Here is a 20457-nt window from a genome sequence, read left to right as displayed (position 1 = left end):
GGCTTTTTTATGCCTGTAATTTATTTTTTAATTTATCAAAAATTGCGATTAGCTGATGCTGTTCAGCATCCGACAGGCAGCTTAATAATGCACGCTCCCACTGCAATGCTTGTGGCGTTATTTTTTCATATAAAGCCATGCCCTTATCACTTAGCATCAAAAATGCAGCGCGCTTATCATGCTTATTTAACTCGCTATAAATAAGCCCTTCATCAATTAGCGTTTTTACTGCCCTTGATACTGTCGACTTATCCATATCTGCTTGAATGCATAATTGCTTAGCTGTGCTTTGCCCAGATTGCGCTAAATTAGCTATTATTCGCCACTGAGGAATAGTTAAATCAAACTCTTTTTTATAAATACTCGAAAAATCATTACTTACCTGTGTTGCTAAGTGTGTTAATTGATAAGGTAAAAATGTCGTTAAATCTATTTTCATATTGAATCACTTATTTATTTACATACGACTTTTATTTGTTCACTTTTATTTACAAGAGTCATAATCAGTGTGTTTGATATTAGTCTCACTTGAGAGTATCTTAGCGTAAATAACAAAAATATAACACTCCCCCACTTTCACAGGAGTCAGTAATGGCGACACAATTAAACTATATGACCGGCTTTGGTAATGAATTTGAAACTGAAGCGCTGCCTGGTGCATTACCGATAGGGCAATTTAGCCCGCAAAAAGTAAAATACGACTTATACGCAGAGCAATTTAGTACCACTGCATTTACTGCTCCGCGCGCCGATAATCGCCGCACGTGGATGTACCGTATTCGTCCATCTGTTGTGCAAGGTGATTACACAGCCATAGACAATGGCTTAATTAGAACAGCACCCATTACTGAAGTGCCAACGCCGCCCACCATGCTTCGTTGGGATCCCATTGATATACCAGCAGAACCTACTGATTTTATTGATGGGTTGATCACAATGGCTGCAAATGGCAGCGCCAATGGGCAAGCCGGTATTGGCATTCATGTTTATGTCGCTAACAAATCAATGGACAAGCGCTTTTTTTATAACGCCGATGGCGAAATGTTATTTGTACCACAACACGGCGAGTTATTACTTAAAACAGAACTCGGGCATTTAAGTATTAAAGCCGGTGAAATTGCGGTCATTCCGCGCGGCATTAAGTTTCAGGTTCAATTATTAACTGACACAGCCCGTGGGTACATTTGTGAAAACTACGGCCATGCTTATGTTCTTGCTGAGCGCGGCCCTGTTGGCGCAAATGGTTATGCTAATGACCGTGACTTTCAATATCCAGTAGCGGCTTTTGAAGACATCGAAGGCGAATTTGAACTGATTGCTAAATTTAATGGCAATATGTTTCGTTGTGATATTGGTCATTCTCCTCTTGATGTTGTTGCTTGGACAGGTAACAGTGCGCCTTACAAATACGATTTGGCCCGATTTAATGTCATGAATACCGTTAGCTTTGATCACCCCGATCCATCAATTTTCACGGTACTAACCTCGCCATCAGGCACTGAAGGCGTTGCAAATATCGATTTTGCTATTTTCCCACCGCGTTGGATGGTGGCTGAAAACACCTTCCGCCCGCCTTACTATCACCGTAATATTATGAGTGAGTTTATGGGTTTAATTGAAGGCGTTTATGATGCAAAAGAGCATGGTTTTGTACCTGGAGGGATGAGCTTACATAACTGTATGTCGCCGCATGGTCCTGAGGCGGATGTATTTGAAAAAGCGTCAAACGCGGACTTAGAACCACAACGCTACGATAATACGCTGGCGTTTATGTTTGAGTCACGTTATGTAATATCTCCAACTAAATACGCATTAGAAGGTAAAGAGCGCCAAGCTAATTACACTGACTGCTGGCGCACAATTAAAAAACACTTTAACGGCAATCAAGGGTAATTAGATTATGAAGCTTTATACTTATTTTCGCTCATCTGCAGCGTATCGTGTGCGCATCGCATTAAACCTAAAAAATATTGATCACCAGTTGGTGCCGGTAAACTTACTAAAATCAGAGCAACAAAGCACAGATTACTTACAGAAAAACCCCCAAGGACTTTTACCTGCTTTAGAAACAGAAGACGGCGTATTAGGTCAATCTCTAGCAATTTTAGAGTACCTTGAAGAGCAATACCCTGAAACACCATTACTGCCTGGTAATGCATGGCAAAAAGCACATATTCGCAATTTAAGTTATGCAATTGCCTGTGATATTCACCCGATTGATAATTTACGTGTGCTTAAGTATTTAAGTAGTGAACTCAATGTTGATGATGAAGCAAAAAATAAATGGTACCGCCACTGGGTTGAAGTGGGTTTTGAAAAAATAGAACGCATGCTCGATAGTAAAAATACATTTTGCGCAGGCGAGTCGCCAAGCTTAGCTGATGTATGTTTAGTACCGCAGGTATTTAATGCCATTCGTTTTAAAGTAGATATGGCTGCCTACCCTAAAATAGCAGCCATATATCAGCGTTGTAATGAGTTGGCAGCCTTTATTGATGCAGCCCCTGAAAATCAACCTGATGCAAACTAATAGAGTAAATTAACTTTTAAGTGCACTGTGTATTACCGTCACATGCTCAATTAAATCTAAGCCCAGTTCGGTTAAATAACCGCCATCTGGGCTATCTATAACCCCTTTATCGAACAAACGTTGTGCTGCGCTTAGTAAGGCGGGTTCAGCGTCTGAATGAAGTTTAATTCCCTGCATTTTGCTCTCGCGTGGAAATTTTGCTAGTAGTGTAAATTCGTCAATCATGGTTTGATTAAATAGCATATCTGTTCACCTTTTTATTGTTCTGTGTTTTACTTATATTGTCTTACTTACCCTAGCATGTTTTTTGCTAAGTGTACTTATTTTAAACACTGGAGGTTTTTGATGCGTTATTATTTTACTTCGTTTATTACTGTTTTATGCTTGTGTTTTTCAGCTTTAAGCTTCGCTAGCACAATAAAAACGCTTCCTATTGTTGATGCTACCCAGCTTATAAACACTAACACTGAGTGCTGGTATGATAATAAACGTTACAGCGAAGGAGCTATACTGCAGGTTCACTCAGTTACGCTTATTTGTGCTGCAAAGTACCCCCAACATAACAACAGTCAATTGATTTGGCTAAAGCTTGATAAGCAAGGTAACCTTATTTACCCCAAGAAGCCTGCAACTATTACTGTAAATTAATCAAGATTAACAATCTGGAATCTGCCAGCCATCTCCAAACTATTAAGATGCGGTGGGATACGTTACAATACATGCAGTTTAAAAAAGCAGTGTGACTATGAATAATCAACCAAAAAACCCGCTACATGGGATAACTTTAGAGCAAATTCTTGTAGAACTAGAGCAACGCTTAGGCTTTAAAGCAATGGGTGAACAAGTAAACATAAAATGCTTTACTGATTCTCCGAGTATCAAATCAAGCTTAAAATTTTTACGTAAAACCCCATGGGCAAGAGATAAAGTAGAAGCACTTTATATTCATACCATGAGTAATAAACCGCTACGAAAACCCAGAAATAAACCAAAACTAACAGAGCCCACGCAACCTGATACATCAGATTTTGTATGGCCCTCTATTAAAAAATAAATGAGTGCTAAATGGCGTAATATTTACGCCATTTTTAGTCAGTTAGTTTTGTTCTTGGCATATTACATTCAATGAAGCAGGGTGAATACTCACTACCACTTTATCGGCAGATTTAACCTCACCATCAATTACATAATCTAGCGTTTTATCTGCGCTTATCTCTACACGTTTTGCGTTAGTATAATGCGAGTTAATAGCAAAATGTGTTTGCGTGATACTGCTAAACATTAGCTCAGCAATACTCAATACTGTGGTTTCATTGTCTTTGTTTGGCGTTAACCAGTTTACGTCTAATAATCCATCACGGTGGTCGGGTTGTCCCCCACCTTGGGCTAAAAGGGTTGTAAATGGGGCAGCATTAGCGACAATAAAGCTATTTGTATTAATAGCTTCAGGCTCATTATCATCGAGTTTAACCATCAGCTTTTGCGCTTTATTCTCGCCAAAGGAATGTAAAAACCCATTTAAATAAGCAAGCTGGCCAGATTTATTTTTCGACTCTCTATCTGCTTTTTCAATCATTGCATGCTCAAAGCCAATGCCAATTAGCAATAACATCAAATCGTTATTACAATATGCGGTATCGATCAGGTTTGTCTGACCATCAATTATTAAATCGCACGCTTGCTCAACAGGAATAAATTTAGATTTTATTCCCATCAGCACATGGGCCAACGCATTAGCTGTCCCCAACGGTATAATTCCTAATCGACAAGACGTACCCACTAAAACACTCGCAACCTCAGTGACTGTGCCATCTCCACCGCAGGCAATTATAATATCAGGCTCGTGCTCTATAGCTTGTTTAGCCAATGTAATGCCGTTTTGTTCCGGTGTAGTTTTTAAAATGGTTAAATCATAATAAGCAGATAAACGTGTAACGATTAAATGCTCTTTTTCAGACCATAACTTAGTGCCTGATACAGGATTAGCAATTAAATATGCTTTATTTTTTATCACTAGCTCACCTCTTCGGTGGCGCTTAACTAAATGGCGTAATTGGCGTTTATTAAGATTGGCTGTTTCACGTGTTTCTTTGATTTGAGCAAGAATGTCATGTACATCAGCTTCTTTATTTTGACTCAATAAATACGCTGCCATAACAAACACCGAACGTCCGCGACCTAATGCACAATGCACCACAACACGACGGTCTTTCTTTATATGGTGATGGATCCAGTTAATTGCCTGGTTTAATTGCGAGTGAGTAGGCACACTATGATCAAGAACAGGAATGTTTAAATAACTAATATTTTCTTGGGTAGATGTCCACTCAAGTCCATCAAATTCACAAGTCACATCTAAAATAGCGGTAATGCCATTTTCTTTTAATGTATCTATATCAGAGGGAAACAAACGACATGCTAAAAATAAGTTATCGTTTATTTGTTGAATTGGGGGTACCTTATCGTGTTTGCGTGACCATGCATTATAAATTTGTGCACCTAACAAAAAAGGAACAAATGCCCAACGAATGTAAAAAGGGATAACGCCATTTTCTCGCTTTCTGAATATTTTTCCCGCATTAAAAAAATAAGCACCGCTGACCAATATCAGCGACAGCGCCGTCCAAAAAAATGCAACCGCGAAGTAAACAGAATTAACCTTCAATCCCAGTACTATAAATACTAATGCTGTTACAAGATAACTGACTGCAGCCCACATGTGCTCTCCTTTAAGTTGGCAGCGCCATATTAGCGCCTTTAATATAGTCCTAACCTGCAAATAATACGCCAAAAAAGCAATTTATCATGTTTGATGCCACTGCACCACCGGTGTTGAAACCACATAACTTAACCATAACCCACTGTTAATAATAACTTTTTTAATATCAAAAGTTATGACTTCACGCTAAAACATCGTACTCAGTTTTTATCGATTACGCTTAAATAAAAGCAGCTAAATTGATATAACTCTTTCATATTTACAACAATATCAGTCAAATATTCATAGTTATTTAATGCTTCAACTTATTATTTATCAAATGGCATAAGTAATGTTTTCATCGCTGGGCGCAGTGCAATCAATACGGTTTCCTCGGTCAATTCAGGAAATAACATTTTTCGTAATAGCAATCCGGCCATCACTGAGAAAATCACATTAATGCGGCTTTCGAGTTCTTGCTCTGAATGTGATTTTATTAAACTACTTTCACTGACTAATAAATCACGCATTCTGTTACGTGCTTGCGTATCAGCCTCGCGTAGTAATAAAGCGACTTTTTTGTTTCTACTGGCCTCTGCCATCATGTCTAAGTCAACTACGCAGGCCCCCGTGTCCATATGACGCTGCACACCATGGTGTAAGCCATCAAGTAACACCGTTAAAATATCGCCAGGTTGATCTTCAAACTCTTGAAATATGGAAAACATTTCTTCCATATCTTGTTCAATAATACTTTCAATTATGGCTTCTTTACTTTCAAAGTAATTATAAATATGGCCAGCACTCATCCCGGCTGTTTTAGCTATTTCTGCCATACCTGCGCCATGGTAGCCTTTGCGACGAAAACAATCAGCAGCGGCGGTTAATACCTGCTCGCGACGCGCTTGTGCTTGCACCGGATCTAGGTGTTTTTTATTTTTAGGTTTCATTTGAAACTCCAGTATCGAGTCTCTCAACTCGAAATATTTAGCGTTTACTGCTTTGATCACAAAAAATAAACGCTAAACGGACATTACTTTAATCACGCATAAAACCTTTTATAGTTAACAGGCTTTATGCGTACTAATTTACTTAACGGTTGAAGTAGTGGTCTGCCAGCCACCGCCAACCGCTTTGTATAAATTGATTTGGCTTGCAAGCACAGCTTGTTGGCCCGTGATCAATTGCTGCCTTGCGCTATACCAAGTTCGCTGAGCGTCAAGCACTTGTAAAAAGCTATCAACCCCTTTGTCGTAGCGCGCCTGCGATAATTCAAAGGTTGTCTTTCGGCTTTGTAATAACTCCTCAAGAGCCATTAACTGTGCGTTATAGCCTTCTCTATCCGCAAGTACATCAGCAACTTCACGAAATGCTTGCTGTATTTTTTGCTGGTACGTTGCTACAGCAACTTGTTGCTCTGCGTTAGCGACATCTAAATTTGCTTGATTTCGACCCATATTAAAAATAGGTAAATTTACCGATGGCATGAAGCTCCATGTGCCTGAGCCTGCATCAAATAAATTACTTAAATCACGTGATGCAGTTCCTGCATTGGCAGTTAAACTAATGCTCGGGTAAAACGCTGCACGGGCAATACCAATGTTAGCGTTAGCGGCTAACAGCTGATGCTCTGCTGCTTTTATATCTGGTCGCTGCGTTAGTAAATCAGAAGGTAAACCCACAGGCACACTAGGCAAGTCTAATAAATAATTTAATGACTTACTTGGCAGTAAATCCTCACCTACCGTTTTACCTACTAATAAATCAAGCGCGTTTTTATCGCGTTTCACTAAACGTTGGTATTTAGCAATATCAACTTTCGCTGTGGCTACCGTACTTTTAAGCTGTTCCAGCGTAATTTTAGAAGCGGCACCTAAATCAACACTTTTTTGGGTTAGTGATAAGGATGCTTGCTGCGATGATAACGTCTCTTGTGCCAACGCTAACAACTGTTGATCGGTCGCGTAATTTAACCAGGCATTAGCAAGCTCTGTAATTAACGACACTTGCATGGTGTATTGGCTCAGCTGAGTTGAATAAAGCGTTTGTAATGCTTGCTCTGACTGATTGCGTACTTTACCCCATAAATCTAACTCGTAAGCCGTCATGCCTACCGTTGCACTGTATTGAGAACTTATTTGTGGTTGACCACTTGCTGATAAATCGCTGGGTAAACGCTGACGACTTCCTGATGCATTAAAATCCAGTGATGGATATAACGCTGAATCTTCAATCTGATACAAGCCACGCACGCGCTGAACATTTAAAGCAGCTATTTGTAGGTCTTTATTATGTTCAAGACTTTGCGATATCAGTGTTTTAAGTTTTTCATCATTAAAAAACTGCTGCCATTTTAACGAGGACACCTGCTCATCCCCTGTCTCTGATGCATACGCATCAGGGACAGGTAAATTTAGCGCTTCTTGTTGAGGAGCTAACTGACATCCAGATAAAATTGCTAAAGTAAAAGCACTAAAACTGATTGCTCTTAAACTCATTATACTTCCTCCTCGGAGGTGGTTTTAGCTTTTCCTGAAAACAGTCTACGTACTAAAACAAAAAACAACGGTACAAAAATAACAACCAATGACGAGGCGGCAAGTGTTCCACCAATAATTGAAATACCTAATGCATTTTGTGCACCTGAACCAGCACTTGAGGCAATAGCTAATGGAAGCACACCACACACAAAGGCCATTGAGGTCATTAAAATAGGACGTAAGCGAAGGCGTACAGCGGCAATCGCCGAGTCAACTAAGCTTAAGCCTTCTTCCATTTTATGAATCGCAAACTCAACGATTAAAATGGCATTTTTAGAGGCTAAACCTATGGTGGTTAATAAACCCACTTGTAAGTAAATATCGTTTGATAAGTTACCCATAAAGGCGGCTACAATCGCACCAAAAATACCCAGTGGCACAATCATCATTACTGCAAATGGTACTGACCAACTTTCATAAAGCGCTGCTAAACATAAGAATACAAATAACAGTGATAATCCATATAACAACGGCGCTTGACCGCCACTTGATCGCTCTTGATATGAAATACCAGTCCATTCAGAAGCAATACCTTGTGGTAACTGCTTAACTAAACGCTCCATTTCATCCATGGCTTGACCTGTACTGTAGCCTGGCGCTGCACTGCCTTGGATTTCCATTGCTGAAAAGCCGTTATACCTTTCCAAGCGAGGCGAACCATAAGACCAATAAGAACTAGCAAATGCTGAAAATGGCACCATATCGCCGTTTTTATTACGCACATACCATTTGTTTAAGTCCTCAGGCACCATTCTCGCATCGGCTTGACCTTGCAGGTATACTTTTTTCACGCGACCACGGTCGATAAAGTCATTTACATAACTACTACCCCATGCTGTCGAAAGCGTACTATTAATATCACCTTGCGACACACCAAGCGCTTCTGCTTTTGCAAGATCAATATTCAGCTGTAACTCAGGCATATCTTCTTGCCCATTAGGGCGAACACCTGCCAATATTGGACTTTGACTCGCCATACCTAATAACTGATTACGCGCTTTTAATAGCTCATCATGACCTAAACCCACACGGTCTTGTAGAAACATATTAAAGCCATTTGCGGTTCCAAGTTCAACAATCGCCGGAGGTGGAAATGCAAATACAAATGCCTCTTTAATCGTTGAAAAATACCCCATGCCTTTTCCTGCAACGGCGCCCACTGATAGGTCGTCACGTTGGCGCTCATCCCAGTGCTTTAAGCTAACAAAGCCAATTGCTGAGTTTTGTCCAGAGCCTGCAAAACTAAAACCTGTTACCGTAAAAATTGAACTAACGGCTTCAGATTGATCTTCTAAATAGTGGTTTTCAACTTTTTTAACCACTTCAAGCGTTTGCTCTGTAGTAGAGCCTGCAGGAAGCATTACTTGGTTAAACAAAATACCTTGGTCTTCATCAGGTAGAAATGCCGTTGGTAAGTTTGAAAAAATAGCCACCATGCCGCCTACAATTAATGCATAGCTAAGCAGGTAGCGCTTAGAATGTTTGATCATGCGGCCAACAAAACCTTGCGCACCTTTATTGGTTTTATCAAAACCACGGTTAAAGCCTGAGAAAAAACGACCAATAAAACTACCATCGGTGTGAACATGGCTAGGCTTTAATAACGTAGCACACAGCGCGGGAGTTAAAATAAGCGCAACCAGTACCGACAGTCCCATCGCCGACACTAAGGTAATAGAGAACTGACGATAAATAACCCCAGTAGAGCCACTAAAGAATGCCATCGGAATAAATACAGCCGACAGCACCATAGCAATACCTACCAGTGCTCCTTTAATTTCATCCATCGATTTTCGCGTTGCTTCAACCGCAGAGAGCTTTTCTTCGGTCATTAAACGCTCAACGTTTTCGACAACAACGATCGCATCATCTACGAGTAAACCAATGGCCAGTACCATCGCAAACATCGTGAGGGTATTAATGGAATACCCAAAGGTAAATAGAATACCAAACGTACCTAGCAATACGACAGGCACCGCAATGGTTGGAATAATAGTTGCTCTGAAGTTTTGTAAAAATAAGTACATTACAACAAATACCAAAACAACCGCTTCGATTAGGGTATGTACTACTTTTTCGATTGATAATGCAACAAAAGGAGTGGTGTCATAAGGCACAACCGCCTCTAAACCTTCTGGAAAAAATGGTTTAAGTTCTTCAAGTGCATCTTTTACACCTTGTGCTGTATCTAAGGCGTTTGCGCCACTGGCTAATTTAACCCCTAAACCCGATGCCGGTTTACCATTAAAGCGCGCTACAACACCGTAGTTTTCACCACCGAGTTCCACATCAGCAACATCTTGTAAACGCACTACCGAGCCATCGCTGTTGGTTTTAACTAAAATATCTTTAAACTGCTCAGGTGTTTGTAATCGGCTTTGGGCCGTTACCGTTGCATTAAGCTGTTGACCAGCCAATGACGGCATACCACCAAGCTGACCTGCAGATACTTGCGCATTTTGTGCTTTTATTGCCGCAGAGATATCGTTTGGCGTTAGTTTATAGCTTTGTAACTTAGCCGGATCGAGCCAAATACGCATTGCATATTGAGAGCCAAACAATTGTACTTCGCCCACCCCATCGACACGCGCTACAATATCTTGCACGTTTGATGACACATAATCACCAATGTCAATGTTGGTCATACTGCCATCTTGCGATACAAAACCAACAACGAGTAAAAAACTAGACGATGACTTAGCAACCACAACGCCCTGTCGTTGCACTTCTTCAGGTAATAATGGCGTAGCTGTTGCTAGTTTATTTTGCACTTGTACTTGTGCAATATCAGGGTTAGTTTCTGCATCAAAGGTAAGAGTCAATGTTGCTGAACCACTTGATTCAGAGGTCGATGACATATACAACAAGCCATCTAAACCTTTCATTTTTTGCTCAATAACCTGGGTCACCGAGTCCTCTAAAGTACGCGCAGAAGCACCAGGGTAGTTAGCAGTAATCGTAATAGCAGGCGGTGCAATTGACGGATACTGAGCAACGGGTAAACTTTTAACCGCAATAATACCTGCAAGCATCACCACAATAGCCAGTACCCATGCAAAAATAGGCCTGTCGATAAAAAATCGTGACATGAAATTCTCCGTTATTGGCTGTTATTTGCTGATGACTGTACTTGTGATGCAGCAACCGGTGCGCCTGGGCGAATTTTCTGTAGCCCTTCCACAATCAATTGATCGCCATCAGCTAAACCGTCGGTTACCAACCAGTTAGCGCCCAAAGTACGCTCTACCTTTAATACACGGCTTTCAACGGTGTTGTTTTTGCTAACAACCATAGCTGTAGGTTCGCCTTTAGTATTGCGACTAACACCGCGTTGAGGAGCGAGTATTGCATTAGATTTCACTCCTTCAACAACCTCAGCACGTACATACATACCAGGGAGCAATAGTTTTTCAGGGTTTGGAAACTTAGCGCGTAACGTTACCGAGCCCGTACTTGGGTCAACCGTCACTTCAGAGAACTGTAATGTTCCCTTATGAGGATACGCAGAGCCATCTTCCATAATAAGTTCAACATCTGTTTGAGTGGTTGAATCAACCCCTAAAGAACCCGATGCCAATGCTCTTTTTAGCTTGGTTAGTTCATTGCTTGATTGGGTTAAATCTACATAAATTGGATCAAGCTGAGTAACGGTTGCCAATGCTGTGGTTTGAGCTGCGCTAACTAGTGCCCCGACAGTGACACTTGATTTACTAATTTGGCCGCTAATTGGCGAAGAAACATGGCTATAATCAAGATTAATTTGCGCGCTTTGTAACTGTGCTTTCGCCGTTAATAGTTCTGCAGATGCTTGCTTGTATGCTGCATCTGCTTCATCAAAGTCTTGCTGGCTTACCGCTTTAATTTCTAGTAATTCTTTATAACGCGACGCTTTAGATTTACTGCTTGCAATACTAGCCTCTGCGCGCGCAACGGCCGCTTTGCTGGCTGCGAGTTCTGCTTCAAAAATGTCAGGATTAATTTGATAAAGCGCTTGGCCTTGCTCAACCTGTGTGCCTTCTTCAAATAACCGAGATTGAACAATACCACTGACTTGAGGACGAATTTCAGCAATTTGAAACGCACTAACACGCCCTGGTAATTCTTTTTTAAGTGTAATAGCTTGGCTTGTTAAAGTGACCACACCAACAGGTGTCGCTGCAGGAGCAGAAGCCTTAGGTTGTTCAGCTACCTGATCACAACCACTTAGAGCAACAGAACCAACGAGGGCCGAAAATACAAAAAAAGCGATGCGGGAACGCTGCATGTCAAATACCTTTTAGTTTAGAATGAACGATCATTCTAAACTATAGTACAGCAATTAAAAATAGCCACTGAGCAACATTTACACATTTTTACAATTGAATAGATAAGTAACACAAACAATAGCTGAGTTATTTAAGCGACACCCATAAAAAAGCAGCCAATGAACTTTCATTGGCTACTCTTAAGCTATGTTGGCTGTCATTATTCGTTGTCAGTATTAACTCTAGATACTAGTAACTGCTCAATACGAATTCCTTCCACGTCCACAACTTCAAATTTAAAACCTGCAAATAAAACAAACTCTGCGCGTTTAGGAATATGTTTCATGGTATAGATTAAATATCCGGCCACGGTTTCATAATGATTTTGATCAGGAAATTCATCAATTTCAAGTACCTTGGCCAGCTCAACAATCGGGGTTAAGCCATCCACTAACCAAGAACTCGCGTCGCGCTCAATAATTAACTCTTCACTTTGATGAGTAATTAAATCGCCCATAAAACCTTTCATTAAATCTTTAACCGTAACAATCCCAACCACCAAAGCATACTCATTAACTACCACCGCAAAAGGATGCACAGCGGTTTTAAACGCATTTAACGCTTCAGATAAACTCAATGTTTCGGGCAAGTAAAAAATATCTTTATCAAGCATGTCATCGTTAATATTTGCCGCCTCACCTTTGAGTACTTGGCGTAAAATATCTTTAGACTCAACAGAGCCAATTAACTTATCAAGATTGCCTTTGCACACTAAAAAGTGATTGTGCGGGTGATCTATAATTTTATTTGCTATATCGTCGCTAGATTCATCAATATCAAAATAAACAATTTGCTCACGCGGTGACATAACGCTTGATAAGAAACGCGCTTCTAAATCAAATACATTTCCTATTAAATCATATTCTTGCTGCTGTAAACTGCCATACTCAGCACCGGCATCCATCATCGCAACAATATCTTCAGTGGTCACAATATCTTCACGTTCACTGGGCACTTTAAACACCCGTAAAACAATATTGGTTAAGCCATTAAAAAATAATACCAGTGGCGTGAGCGCAAAAGTAACCCAGCGCATAATTGTCACCACCCTCACGGCAACGGCCTCAGGTAAAATCATCGCTAAACGCTTTGGGAGTAAATCGGCAAATAAAATAAATAACGAGGTAATAATTAAAAACGATAATACAAAGCTAATTTGCCCAAGTAATGGACCTTGATAAAACAGCTGTAGTATTTCTTGCATGTAAGGAGACAATGCTTGCTCGCCAACAATCCCGCCTAATATAGCAATCGCATTGAGCGTAATTTGGATCATGGCGAAAAAAGCCCCAGGCTGCTCTTGCAGCTTTAAAACCGCCAAAGCGTGCACATTGCCCTCGTCCGCCATTACTCTTAACTTAATTTTGCGTGAAGCGGCAATCGAAATTTCTGACATCGCAAATAACGCACTCATCAAGATTAATAACGCAATCCCGATTAAATCACCCATTTATAACTCCAAAATAATCGCTTTTACAAGCAAAAGCAGCTGGATTATAGACGCTTTTATAGACAGGGCAATTGATATTTAAATAATATTAATAACTAATAAAAATCAAAAGCTTAATATTTATAGTTTAGACTCATATGAAGAAAAAGCCGCGCTAAGTTGTTGCTTTACGTTATCGGGTAGATTTTTATTACAGGCGAAATATAAAGGGGCTTGATGGGCGTTAATGGGCATGAGTAATTCGAGTTGTAATTTATTTAATAAATGAGATTGTTCATGGTTTATTCGCTGCGCTGGTATAACAACTAAATCAATACTCGAACTTCGGGTTTGGATTATCTTAAAAATATTATCAAAACTACTAAACAGCATTAAATTTTCGTTTTCTTTAAAGCCCTTTGAAAGTAAGTAATGATGGCTGTAGTTATCTTTTAAAACCGCAATACGGTATTGCTTTGCCTGCTCTAAATTAGTTAAGGAAATACCTTTGCTTTTAAGGGAGTAAAAATTAGTGTCAAATTGGGCAAGCTTAGCAAACCAAATAAAATTATGTTCCCGCTCAGGCGAACGAGAAATAGAAAATATACAGGTTTGGGGATCTCTCAGTGCAATATTGTAAGCCATACTCCAATCGTTTACAGAAATTGAATAATCAATACCTACGCTATCAAGCACTAATCGGACTTTATCGGCAGCATCACCTACTAAATTGTTATTCGCGTCCAGATACTGCGCAGGCGCAAAGTTCTCTGTCACAACAGTAAGTTTAGCCACACAATGATGACTTACAATGAACAATAATACACAATACCACTTAGTCACAATAACCCACTATATAAAATTTAAGATGTTACTTTTTTGATAAAAGCAAATTTAATATAGCGGATTATTTACAAATAGCCAACTTTGACCTTTAGGATTAACGATTCATTGCTGCAATTAAGAATGCTGAAATTTTAGCGCCTTCTCTAAGCGTCGTCTCTGAGCTTGATTGACCCACTAATGAGCTGTCGGTAAACGGCGCGATTTCCATCATATCTGCACCGGTTATTGGAAACTCATCGGCAATGGCTGACAAAATATCAAGCGCATGCTGTGGTGTTAATCCATTTTCTTCAGGTGTACCTGTTGCTGAGGCAAATTGAGCATCTAGTGCGTCAATATCAAAGCTTACATACACTTCATCAACCTTGTCAGCCTTTAGTTGCGCGATTGTATCGGCAGCAACAGCGGCTGCGCCACGCTCAATAATTTCAGCAGCCCAGTGCTGTTTAACGCCAAAGGTACTTTCCCAATGTGATTTAGGCTTACCACTTGAGCGAATACCAAATTGAATTAAATGATGTGGCGCGGGTAAAAATTCTAAAATATGGGTACACCAAGAGCCAAAACATAAATCGATGCCTAAACGCTCAACCAATAAATCGGTGTGGGCGTCAAAATGAATAATAGCCGTACGCTTACCTTGACTACGCTTTGCTTTTAAGTACGCTTTTGTCAGCGGGTAACTAATAGAATGATCGCCACCAATGCCAAAAATGCCTTTATCTTGGAATGTTGCATAAAAGCTGTCACATACATCTTCGGTAATAGACAGTGGACTTACGAAATGATCGTTATTGTCATTGCCATAAAGCGCTTTTTGGCAATTGGTAATTGTTGCCTCGTTTAAGTATTTATCGTGTAATAAATGCGGTATTACGCGCACATCACCTAAATCAAATGAACGACACTGTGTTTGCTGGTCAATTAAAGCTGAACGTAAAAATAAAGGCCCCCAGTTTGCACCGCGTAAAATACCACCACCACAATCAGAGCTAATCCCCAGCATAACCGCTTTGTGGGGTGAGTTAGGTAATTCATTTAGCGAGTCACGCCATAAAGCATCGACATTTTCAGTTTGACCATATAATTTATTTCTGAGTGCTGCTTTGCGTTCTTTTGCCGTATTAACCGTAAATACACCGTCGCCAGGTGCACATAAACAGTGTTCAACTTTATTTTTAAATGCTTGAAATTGTGTGCTCATTGTAAACCCTTTTTCAATCTGAATATCTTGTCTATTATTGAGTAGTTATGCAAAACGACGAACGCTGAATAAATTAAAAATTAATTGTATGTGGTTATAAAAATCACTGAACGTTGTGTTTTGCGAGGTTAGGTCAGTGGCAAAACAATACAAAACCTACTAACTAACCTTATGAATATAAACAATTTAAAATTTAGCTAACAACTCTTTTGGCTAGCTACTGGTTTGCTCTGAGGTATGAATATAGTGTCTGAGCAAACAAGTCAACTGGCTCATTTTGTTAGTAATTTTAGCCATTGATTGAATATTCAGAGTTGATGAATAAATCAATACGGACATCCGTCCTGTACTTCATTTAGGTTTCTCGTAATCATGTTAAATTGACAACAACTCTTATTAAAAAGGCTTAGTTATGGAAAAGGTATTTCACTTAGGACTGTGTATTGATGATTTAAAAGGTGCAAAACTGGCTATTGTTCCAGGGGATCCAGATCGTGCAGCACGCATTTCACAGTTCTTAGATAATCCAACCTGCCTTGCTCAAACGCGTGAGTTTCACATTTATTTAGGCCAATTAAACGGCCACTCAGTGGTTGTATGTTCAACCGGTATCGGCGGCCCTTCAACGTCAATTGCGGTTGAAGAACTGGCTCAACTTGGCGTACGTAGCTTTCTTCGCATTGGCACAACAGGCGCGATTCAGCCGCACATTAACGAAGGCGATATTTTAATTAGCCAAGCCTCAGTTCGTTTGGATGGCGCGAGTCAGCATTTTGCACCGCTGTGCTACCCTGCTGTTTCTGATTTTTTTGCCACTCAAGCGATGGTAAAAGCCTGTGAAAACCTAAACATCGATTTTCATATCGGTATCACCGCTTCAAGCGATACCTTCTACCCAGGACAAGAGCGTTACGATACGCATTCTGGTTATGTTCCTAAGTCATTACAGGGTAGCTGTGAAGAATGGCAAAAACTAGGCGTGATGAACTACGAAATGGAATCGGCTACTTTATTTACTATGTGTGCCGCTCTTGGCCTACAAGCAGCCTGTGTTGCAGGTGTATTAGTAAATAGAACACGTCAAGAAATTCCTAACGTAGACCACGGCGAGATTGAGAAAAAATCGGTTGCCGTGGTACTTGAAGCCGCTAAAGTGTTACTTGGCTAATGTTGCGCTAATAACCTCAAGTGTTGGCAAGCCAGTAAAGCTTGCTAACACGGCTTTTGCCACCCCTGATTGGTTTTCATGACCAGCCGTTTCTAATAACGTAACTGATTTAACTGTTTGCTTATCAAAGCTCAGTCCTGCTAAAAACAACTGACTCACAGCACTTTGTAATGGCGATAAACTCGGGCTGTACGCTGCATTTTCTGCATAGCTGCCATAAAAATCACCGTTTTCAAACGTACTTATTTTTACTGCACTGTAATTTTGGCTGTATGGCACATAAGCCGCTAAAGCATAGCTCATCAGCTTTTCATCAAGTTGTTTGTTTTCAAAACAATTAGTTTGCTCTGCTGGGTTAAATAAGCTGTGCTCATTGCCTAAATCGGTTGGTCCAAATGAATGAGGTAATAACTCTGCCAATTTAAAGTTTTGTGCTGGCAGTAAAATATCAAGCTCTTTCGCATCAGCGAGTTCATTCATAAATTGACGACAGTACCCACATGGGACATCACTAATCGCTATTTTAAGAATTTTTTTACCGCCATTTAACCAGGCATTATTAATTGCAGATTGCTCACCGTGCACCACTAAACTAAGTGCTTGATGGTCAAACTCAGCGTTAGCGCCAAAGTAAAAAGTGGTGTTTCCTTGTGAATCGAGCCCTTTTACAATTGCGCCGACATGAAATTTGGAAATAGGTGCAACGGAAAACTCTGAAGCCATAGGCACTAAGCCTTGTAATAAAATATCTTCGCTAACATTAAGCTCGGTGCAAAGCGCTTTAATATCGCTTGAATATAAAATACCGCGTTGAGTTTTTAATTGACTGCGTAGAGCTTGCGTTTGCGCTACGTTTAGAGAAATGTGTGAATTGCTAAGTGCTGTATTATGTTGCACTTTAAAAGTTGCTGAAGCCATAATAGTTTTTATTTGTTCAATGGCCAAGTAGTGTAAAAGGTTGGCAAACTAAATACCAGCCTATTCAACGTAAAAAAAGGGAACACGTCGTGTGTTCCCTCTAAAACTAATCTAGTTTTGGATTAACCTGTATTACGCATACCCGCTGCAATACCGGTCATAGTGATCATCAAGGCATTGTCTATATCGTTTTCATTGCCTTTATCATCGCCACGAGAGCGACGTAATAACTCAACTTGTAATACATTAAGCGGGTCGGTGTATGGATTTCTAAGCCCGATAGACTCTTTGATCCAAGGCTGATCAGCCAATAAGCTTTTTTGTGGGCTTAATGATTGCACTAACGTCATCGCCTCACCAAGTTCCTCTCGCAAGGCAACACCTAAGGGCTTATACATCTCTTCCACCAGCGCATTATCGTAATGCTCACTCAACCAGCTATCCGCTTTACTAAATACCATTTCTAGCATTTCTAAACGTGCTCTAAAGAACGGCCATTGCAAACTCATTTCGCTTAAGGTTTCAATCCCATATTTTTCAAGCGCGGCTTTAAGTCCACTTAATGCACCTAACCATGCAGGTAACATTAACCGGTTTTGACTCCACGCAAAAATCCATGGAATAGCACGTAAGCTCTCAACCCCTCCATTTGGATTTCGTTTTGCAGGCCTTGAGCCTAACGGTAATTTTGACAGTTCCAATTCAGGTGTCGCCATTCTAAAGTAAGGCACAAAGTTTTCATCGTGGCGCACCACATTGCGGTAATGCTGACACGACACATCGCTAATTAATGCCATCACTTCACGCCATTGTGATTTAGGCTCTGGTGGTGGCAATAAATTACTTTGTAGTACCGCACCTGCATAAATATTTAAGCTTTGTAATGCAACATTAGGCAGGCCAAATTTAAAGCGGATCATCTCACCTTGCTCTGTTACCCTAAGCCCGCCTTTTAATGACCCCGGCGGCTGAGAATGCAATGCTTGTGCAGCAGGCGCACCACCACGTCCAACCGTACCACCACGTCCATGGAATAAAATAAGCTCAATACCGCGTTCATCCGCTAGTTGTACGAGCTTATCCATTGCCTCATATTGTGCCCAACCAGCAGCCATCATGCCTGCATCTTTGGCTGAGTCTGAATAGCCAATCATTACATTTTGGGTGTTTTTGATGTGTCCACGGTACCACTCGTTATTTAAAAGCGTAGTGATGACGTTGTGGCCATCGTTTAAATCGTCCAAGGTTTCGAATAAAGGCGCCACAGGCAGTTCAAAACCACAGCCAGACTCTTTAAGTAATAGCTGCACTGCTAATATGTCAGAGGCAGTTCGTGCCATAGAGATAATGTATAAACCAAAGGTTTTTTCATCTTGCTGTGCAATAACATCAAAGGTGTCGAGCACCTCTTGCACTTCTGGACTTGGTTGCCAATGCCTAGGAATTAGCGGACGACGTGAATTGAGCTCTGTCAGTAAAAAAGCTTGTTTGTCTTGCTCTTCCCACTGATTGTAATCGCCAATACCTAAATGACGAGTTAATTCTGAAAACACATCGCTGTGTCTTGACGAATCTTGTCGCACATCCAGTTTAGCCAAACGCAAACCAAAGCTATTTACACGATGGATCACATCTAATAGCAAGCCATCAGCAACCACTTGCATATTGCATTTTAATAATGAGCGATAACACACCTCAATTGGGTGCTTAATTTGGTTAATATCAGTAATTAAATCTTGTGATTCAGTACGCTTATTTTTAATTTTAGCGCTCAAATGCATCACCGTTTCTGCAACTTGGTTTTTAACATCTTTCAAAACAGCACGGTACGGTTCAAACTCTTGCCCAGCCAATTTAATGAGCTCATCGCTGGCATCAGACATAGAAAGTTCAGCACACAAAGTTTCTAAATCACGCTGGTATAAATCCAGCGCCATCCAACGGCCATGATCGAGTACTTGCTTAGTCACCTCGGCGGTTACAAACGGGTTACCATCACGATCTCCCCCCATCCACGACGTAAATTCTATCGGGCTGTAGTTGGCAGGTAGCTCAAGGCTCAAATGCTGTTTAACATGCTGGCTAAACTCACGTAAAAAACGTGGCACGGCATCCCATAAGCTATTTTCAATTACCGCATAGCCCCATTTAGCTTCATCAACAGGGCTTGGGCGAGAACGACGAATATCGTCGGTATGCCAAGCTTGGCTAATTAGCTGCGCAATTCGATTTAATATCGCTTCGCGCTCTTGCGCAAGGTTATCGGTACGCTCAAGTGATGCTAAACAATCGCTTAGTTCAACATGTTTGTTAATAATAGTACGGCGAGTCACTTCGGTTGGGTGAGCGGTTAGTACTAAGTTTATGTGGAGTTTTGAGAGTGTGTCGGCTAAATGATTATGATTAAGCTGACCTTGTTCGGCCTTTGCTGCTAACGTTTTTAATGTTTGAGTGAGAGGATTTAGTTGGCAAAAACCAACATCATTAAAACGTGATACGGTATGAAACTGCTCTGCAACATTAGCTAAGTTTAAAAAATGATTAAATGAACGGGCAACCGGTAAAAGCTCCTCATCACTAAGCGCATGGAGTACATCAATTAACGCTTGGCGATCGGCTTCATTGCCACTGCGAGATGATTTTGATAAAGCCCGAATTTCTTCTACTTTATCTAAAATCTCTTGGCCTTGGGCATCTTTAATAGTTTGTCCTAATAATTGACCAAGTAGATTAACATTACCTCGCAAGGCGGCATATTGTTCACTCATTTCTAGCTCTCCTTCGTTTCTTGGAGACCTATTAATATCATTAAGCGGGAAT

Annotated in this window: 17 protein-coding genes; 5 read left to right on the top strand and 12 right to left on the bottom strand. The window is 40.5% G+C overall.

The genetic code is table 11. The features are described 5' to 3' along the window. Positions 1–7: 7 nt before the first annotated feature. The gene (locus AAGD16_RS16930; RefSeq protein WP_028834128.1) at positions 8–439 is read right to left on the bottom strand and encodes a MarR family winged helix-turn-helix transcriptional regulator; all 432 of its coding nucleotides are present in this window, start codon (positions 437–439) and stop codon (positions 8–10) included. Between the two features lie 152 nt (positions 440–591). Between AAGD16_RS16930 and hmgA the strand changes: the two genes are divergently transcribed. Continuing rightward, on the top strand, positions 592–1893 hold the full coding sequence (gene hmgA, locus AAGD16_RS16925; RefSeq protein ID WP_028834129.1) for a homogentisate 1,2-dioxygenase: 1302 nt from the start codon (positions 592–594) through the stop codon (positions 1891–1893). Between the two features lie 7 nt (positions 1894–1900). Further along, entirely contained in the window at positions 1901–2530 is a 630-nt protein-coding gene (gene maiA, locus AAGD16_RS16920; RefSeq protein ID WP_016899147.1) for a maleylacetoacetate isomerase, read from the top strand. Positions 2531–2539: 9 nt separating this feature from the next. Here the strand turns inward: maiA and AAGD16_RS16915 are convergent, their stop codons facing one another. Continuing rightward, positions 2540–2773, bottom strand: a complete 234-nt coding sequence (locus AAGD16_RS16915; protein ID WP_008112333.1) for a TIGR02647 family protein — start codon at positions 2771–2773, stop codon at positions 2540–2542. A 102-nt stretch (positions 2774–2875) separates the two neighbouring features. Between AAGD16_RS16915 and AAGD16_RS16910 the strand changes: the two genes are divergently transcribed. Then, on the top strand, positions 2876–3178 hold the full coding sequence (locus tag AAGD16_RS16910) for a DUF1496 domain-containing protein (protein WP_013463144.1): 303 nt from the start codon (positions 2876–2878) through the stop codon (positions 3176–3178). Positions 3179–3275: 97 nt separating this feature from the next. Next, positions 3276–3584: a VF530 family DNA-binding protein gene (locus tag AAGD16_RS16905; RefSeq protein WP_028834132.1), complete on the top strand. Its 309-nt coding sequence runs from the start codon at positions 3276–3278 to the stop codon at positions 3582–3584. A 42-nt stretch (positions 3585–3626) separates the two neighbouring features. On the opposite strand, the gene AAGD16_RS16900 is transcribed toward AAGD16_RS16905, so the two are convergent. The 8 genes from AAGD16_RS16900 to AAGD16_RS16865 form a co-directional block, all read right to left on the bottom strand. Further along, on the bottom strand, positions 3627–5249 hold the full coding sequence (locus AAGD16_RS16900; RefSeq protein WP_377115300.1) for a diacylglycerol kinase family protein: 1623 nt from the start codon (positions 5247–5249) through the stop codon (positions 3627–3629). A 308-nt stretch (positions 5250–5557) separates the two neighbouring features. After that, positions 5558–6178: a TetR/AcrR family transcriptional regulator gene (locus AAGD16_RS16895; RefSeq protein ID WP_008464339.1), complete on the bottom strand. Its 621-nt coding sequence runs from the start codon at positions 6176–6178 to the stop codon at positions 5558–5560. A gap of 138 nt (positions 6179–6316) precedes the next feature. Further along, positions 6317–7726 carry an efflux transporter outer membrane subunit gene (locus AAGD16_RS16890; protein ID WP_058155910.1) on the bottom strand — a complete coding sequence of 470 codons (1410 nt, stop codon included), beginning with the start codon at positions 7724–7726 and terminating at the stop codon, positions 6317–6319. Then, positions 7726–10857 (bottom strand): efflux RND transporter permease subunit, encoded by a 3132-nt coding sequence (locus tag AAGD16_RS16885; RefSeq protein ID WP_016899151.1) that lies wholly within the window; start codon positions 10855–10857, stop codon positions 7726–7728. The genes AAGD16_RS16890 and AAGD16_RS16885 overlap by 1 nt, the downstream gene beginning before the upstream one ends. A gap of 11 nt (positions 10858–10868) precedes the next feature. Continuing rightward, a complete protein-coding gene (locus AAGD16_RS16880; RefSeq protein ID WP_013463138.1) occupies positions 10869–12032 on the bottom strand; it encodes an efflux RND transporter periplasmic adaptor subunit in 1164 nt (387 codons plus the stop codon). Between the two features lie 200 nt (positions 12033–12232). Beyond that, entirely contained in the window at positions 12233–13522 is a 1290-nt protein-coding gene (locus tag AAGD16_RS16875; RefSeq protein ID WP_013463137.1) for a hemolysin family protein, read from the bottom strand. 120 nt (positions 13523–13642) lie between these two features. Then, positions 13643–14296 carry an ABC transporter substrate-binding protein gene (locus tag AAGD16_RS16870; protein WP_231485748.1) on the bottom strand — a complete coding sequence of 218 codons (654 nt, stop codon included), beginning with the start codon at positions 14294–14296 and terminating at the stop codon, positions 13643–13645. Positions 14297–14441: 145 nt separating this feature from the next. Beyond that, a complete protein-coding gene (locus tag AAGD16_RS16865) occupies positions 14442–15551 on the bottom strand; it encodes an arginase family protein (RefSeq protein WP_008464328.1) in 1110 nt (369 codons plus the stop codon). A gap of 412 nt (positions 15552–15963) precedes the next feature. Here AAGD16_RS16865 and udp point away from each other — a divergent pair, with 412 nt between their 5' ends. After that, the gene (gene udp, locus AAGD16_RS16860; RefSeq protein WP_008112319.1) at positions 15964–16719 is read left to right on the top strand and encodes a uridine phosphorylase; all 756 of its coding nucleotides are present in this window, start codon (positions 15964–15966) and stop codon (positions 16717–16719) included. Here udp and cdd read toward each other — a convergent pair. Beyond that, positions 16708–17637 (bottom strand): cytidine deaminase, encoded by a 930-nt coding sequence (gene cdd / locus AAGD16_RS16855; protein ID WP_273002622.1) that lies wholly within the window; start codon positions 17635–17637, stop codon positions 16708–16710. The genes udp and cdd overlap by 12 nt on opposite strands. 122 nt (positions 17638–17759) lie before the next feature. Further along, positions 17760–20405, bottom strand: coding sequence for a phosphoenolpyruvate carboxylase (ppc, locus tag AAGD16_RS16850; RefSeq protein WP_033104142.1), 2646 nt, complete (start codon positions 20403–20405; stop codon positions 17760–17762). Positions 20406–20457: the final 52 nt, after the last annotated feature.

This window comes from Pseudoalteromonas sp. M58, from assembly GCF_042604605.1.
Lineage (GTDB): Bacteria > Pseudomonadota > Gammaproteobacteria > Enterobacterales > Alteromonadaceae > Pseudoalteromonas > Pseudoalteromonas tetraodonis.
This window is presented reverse-complemented; position numbering and strand designations above follow the sequence as displayed.

Excerpts from the sequence above, each read along its gene's own strand:
- ppc (WP_033104142.1), bottom strand. The coding sequence starts at position 20,405 with ATGAGTGAACAATATGCCGCCTTGCGAGGTAATGTTAATCTACTTGGT.
- AAGD16_RS16905 (WP_028834132.1), top strand. The coding sequence starts at position 3,276 with ATGAATAATCAACCAAAAAACCCGCTACATGGGATAACTTTAGAGCAA.
- AAGD16_RS16865 (WP_008464328.1), bottom strand. The coding sequence starts at position 15,551 with ATGAGCACACAATTTCAAGCATTTAAAAATAAAGTTGAACACTGTTTA.
- AAGD16_RS16910 (WP_013463144.1), top strand. The coding sequence starts at position 2,876 with ATGCGTTATTATTTTACTTCGTTTATTACTGTTTTATGCTTGTGTTTT.
- AAGD16_RS16915 (WP_008112333.1), bottom strand. The coding sequence starts at position 2,773 with ATGCTATTTAATCAAACCATGATTGACGAATTTACACTACTAGCAAAA.
- AAGD16_RS16875 (WP_013463137.1), bottom strand. The coding sequence starts at position 13,522 with ATGGGTGATTTAATCGGGATTGCGTTATTAATCTTGATGAGTGCGTTA.
- AAGD16_RS16885 (WP_016899151.1), bottom strand. The coding sequence starts at position 10,857 with ATGTCACGATTTTTTATCGACAGGCCTATTTTTGCATGGGTACTGGCT.
- udp (WP_008112319.1), top strand. The coding sequence starts at position 15,964 with ATGGAAAAGGTATTTCACTTAGGACTGTGTATTGATGATTTAAAAGGT.
- AAGD16_RS16900 (WP_377115300.1), bottom strand. The coding sequence starts at position 5,249 with ATGTGGGCTGCAGTCAGTTATCTTGTAACAGCATTAGTATTTATAGTA.
- AAGD16_RS16890 (WP_058155910.1), bottom strand. The coding sequence starts at position 7,726 with ATGAGTTTAAGAGCAATCAGTTTTAGTGCTTTTACTTTAGCAATTTTA.
- maiA (WP_016899147.1), top strand. The coding sequence starts at position 1,901 with ATGAAGCTTTATACTTATTTTCGCTCATCTGCAGCGTATCGTGTGCGC.
- hmgA (WP_028834129.1), top strand. The coding sequence starts at position 592 with ATGGCGACACAATTAAACTATATGACCGGCTTTGGTAATGAATTTGAA.
- AAGD16_RS16880 (WP_013463138.1), bottom strand. The coding sequence starts at position 12,032 with ATGCAGCGTTCCCGCATCGCTTTTTTTGTATTTTCGGCCCTCGTTGGT.
- AAGD16_RS16895 (WP_008464339.1), bottom strand. The coding sequence starts at position 6,178 with ATGAAACCTAAAAATAAAAAACACCTAGATCCGGTGCAAGCACAAGCG.
- cdd (WP_273002622.1), bottom strand. The coding sequence starts at position 17,637 with ATGGCTTCAGCAACTTTTAAAGTGCAACATAATACAGCACTTAGCAAT.
- AAGD16_RS16930 (WP_028834128.1), bottom strand. The coding sequence starts at position 439 with ATGAAAATAGATTTAACGACATTTTTACCTTATCAATTAACACACTTA.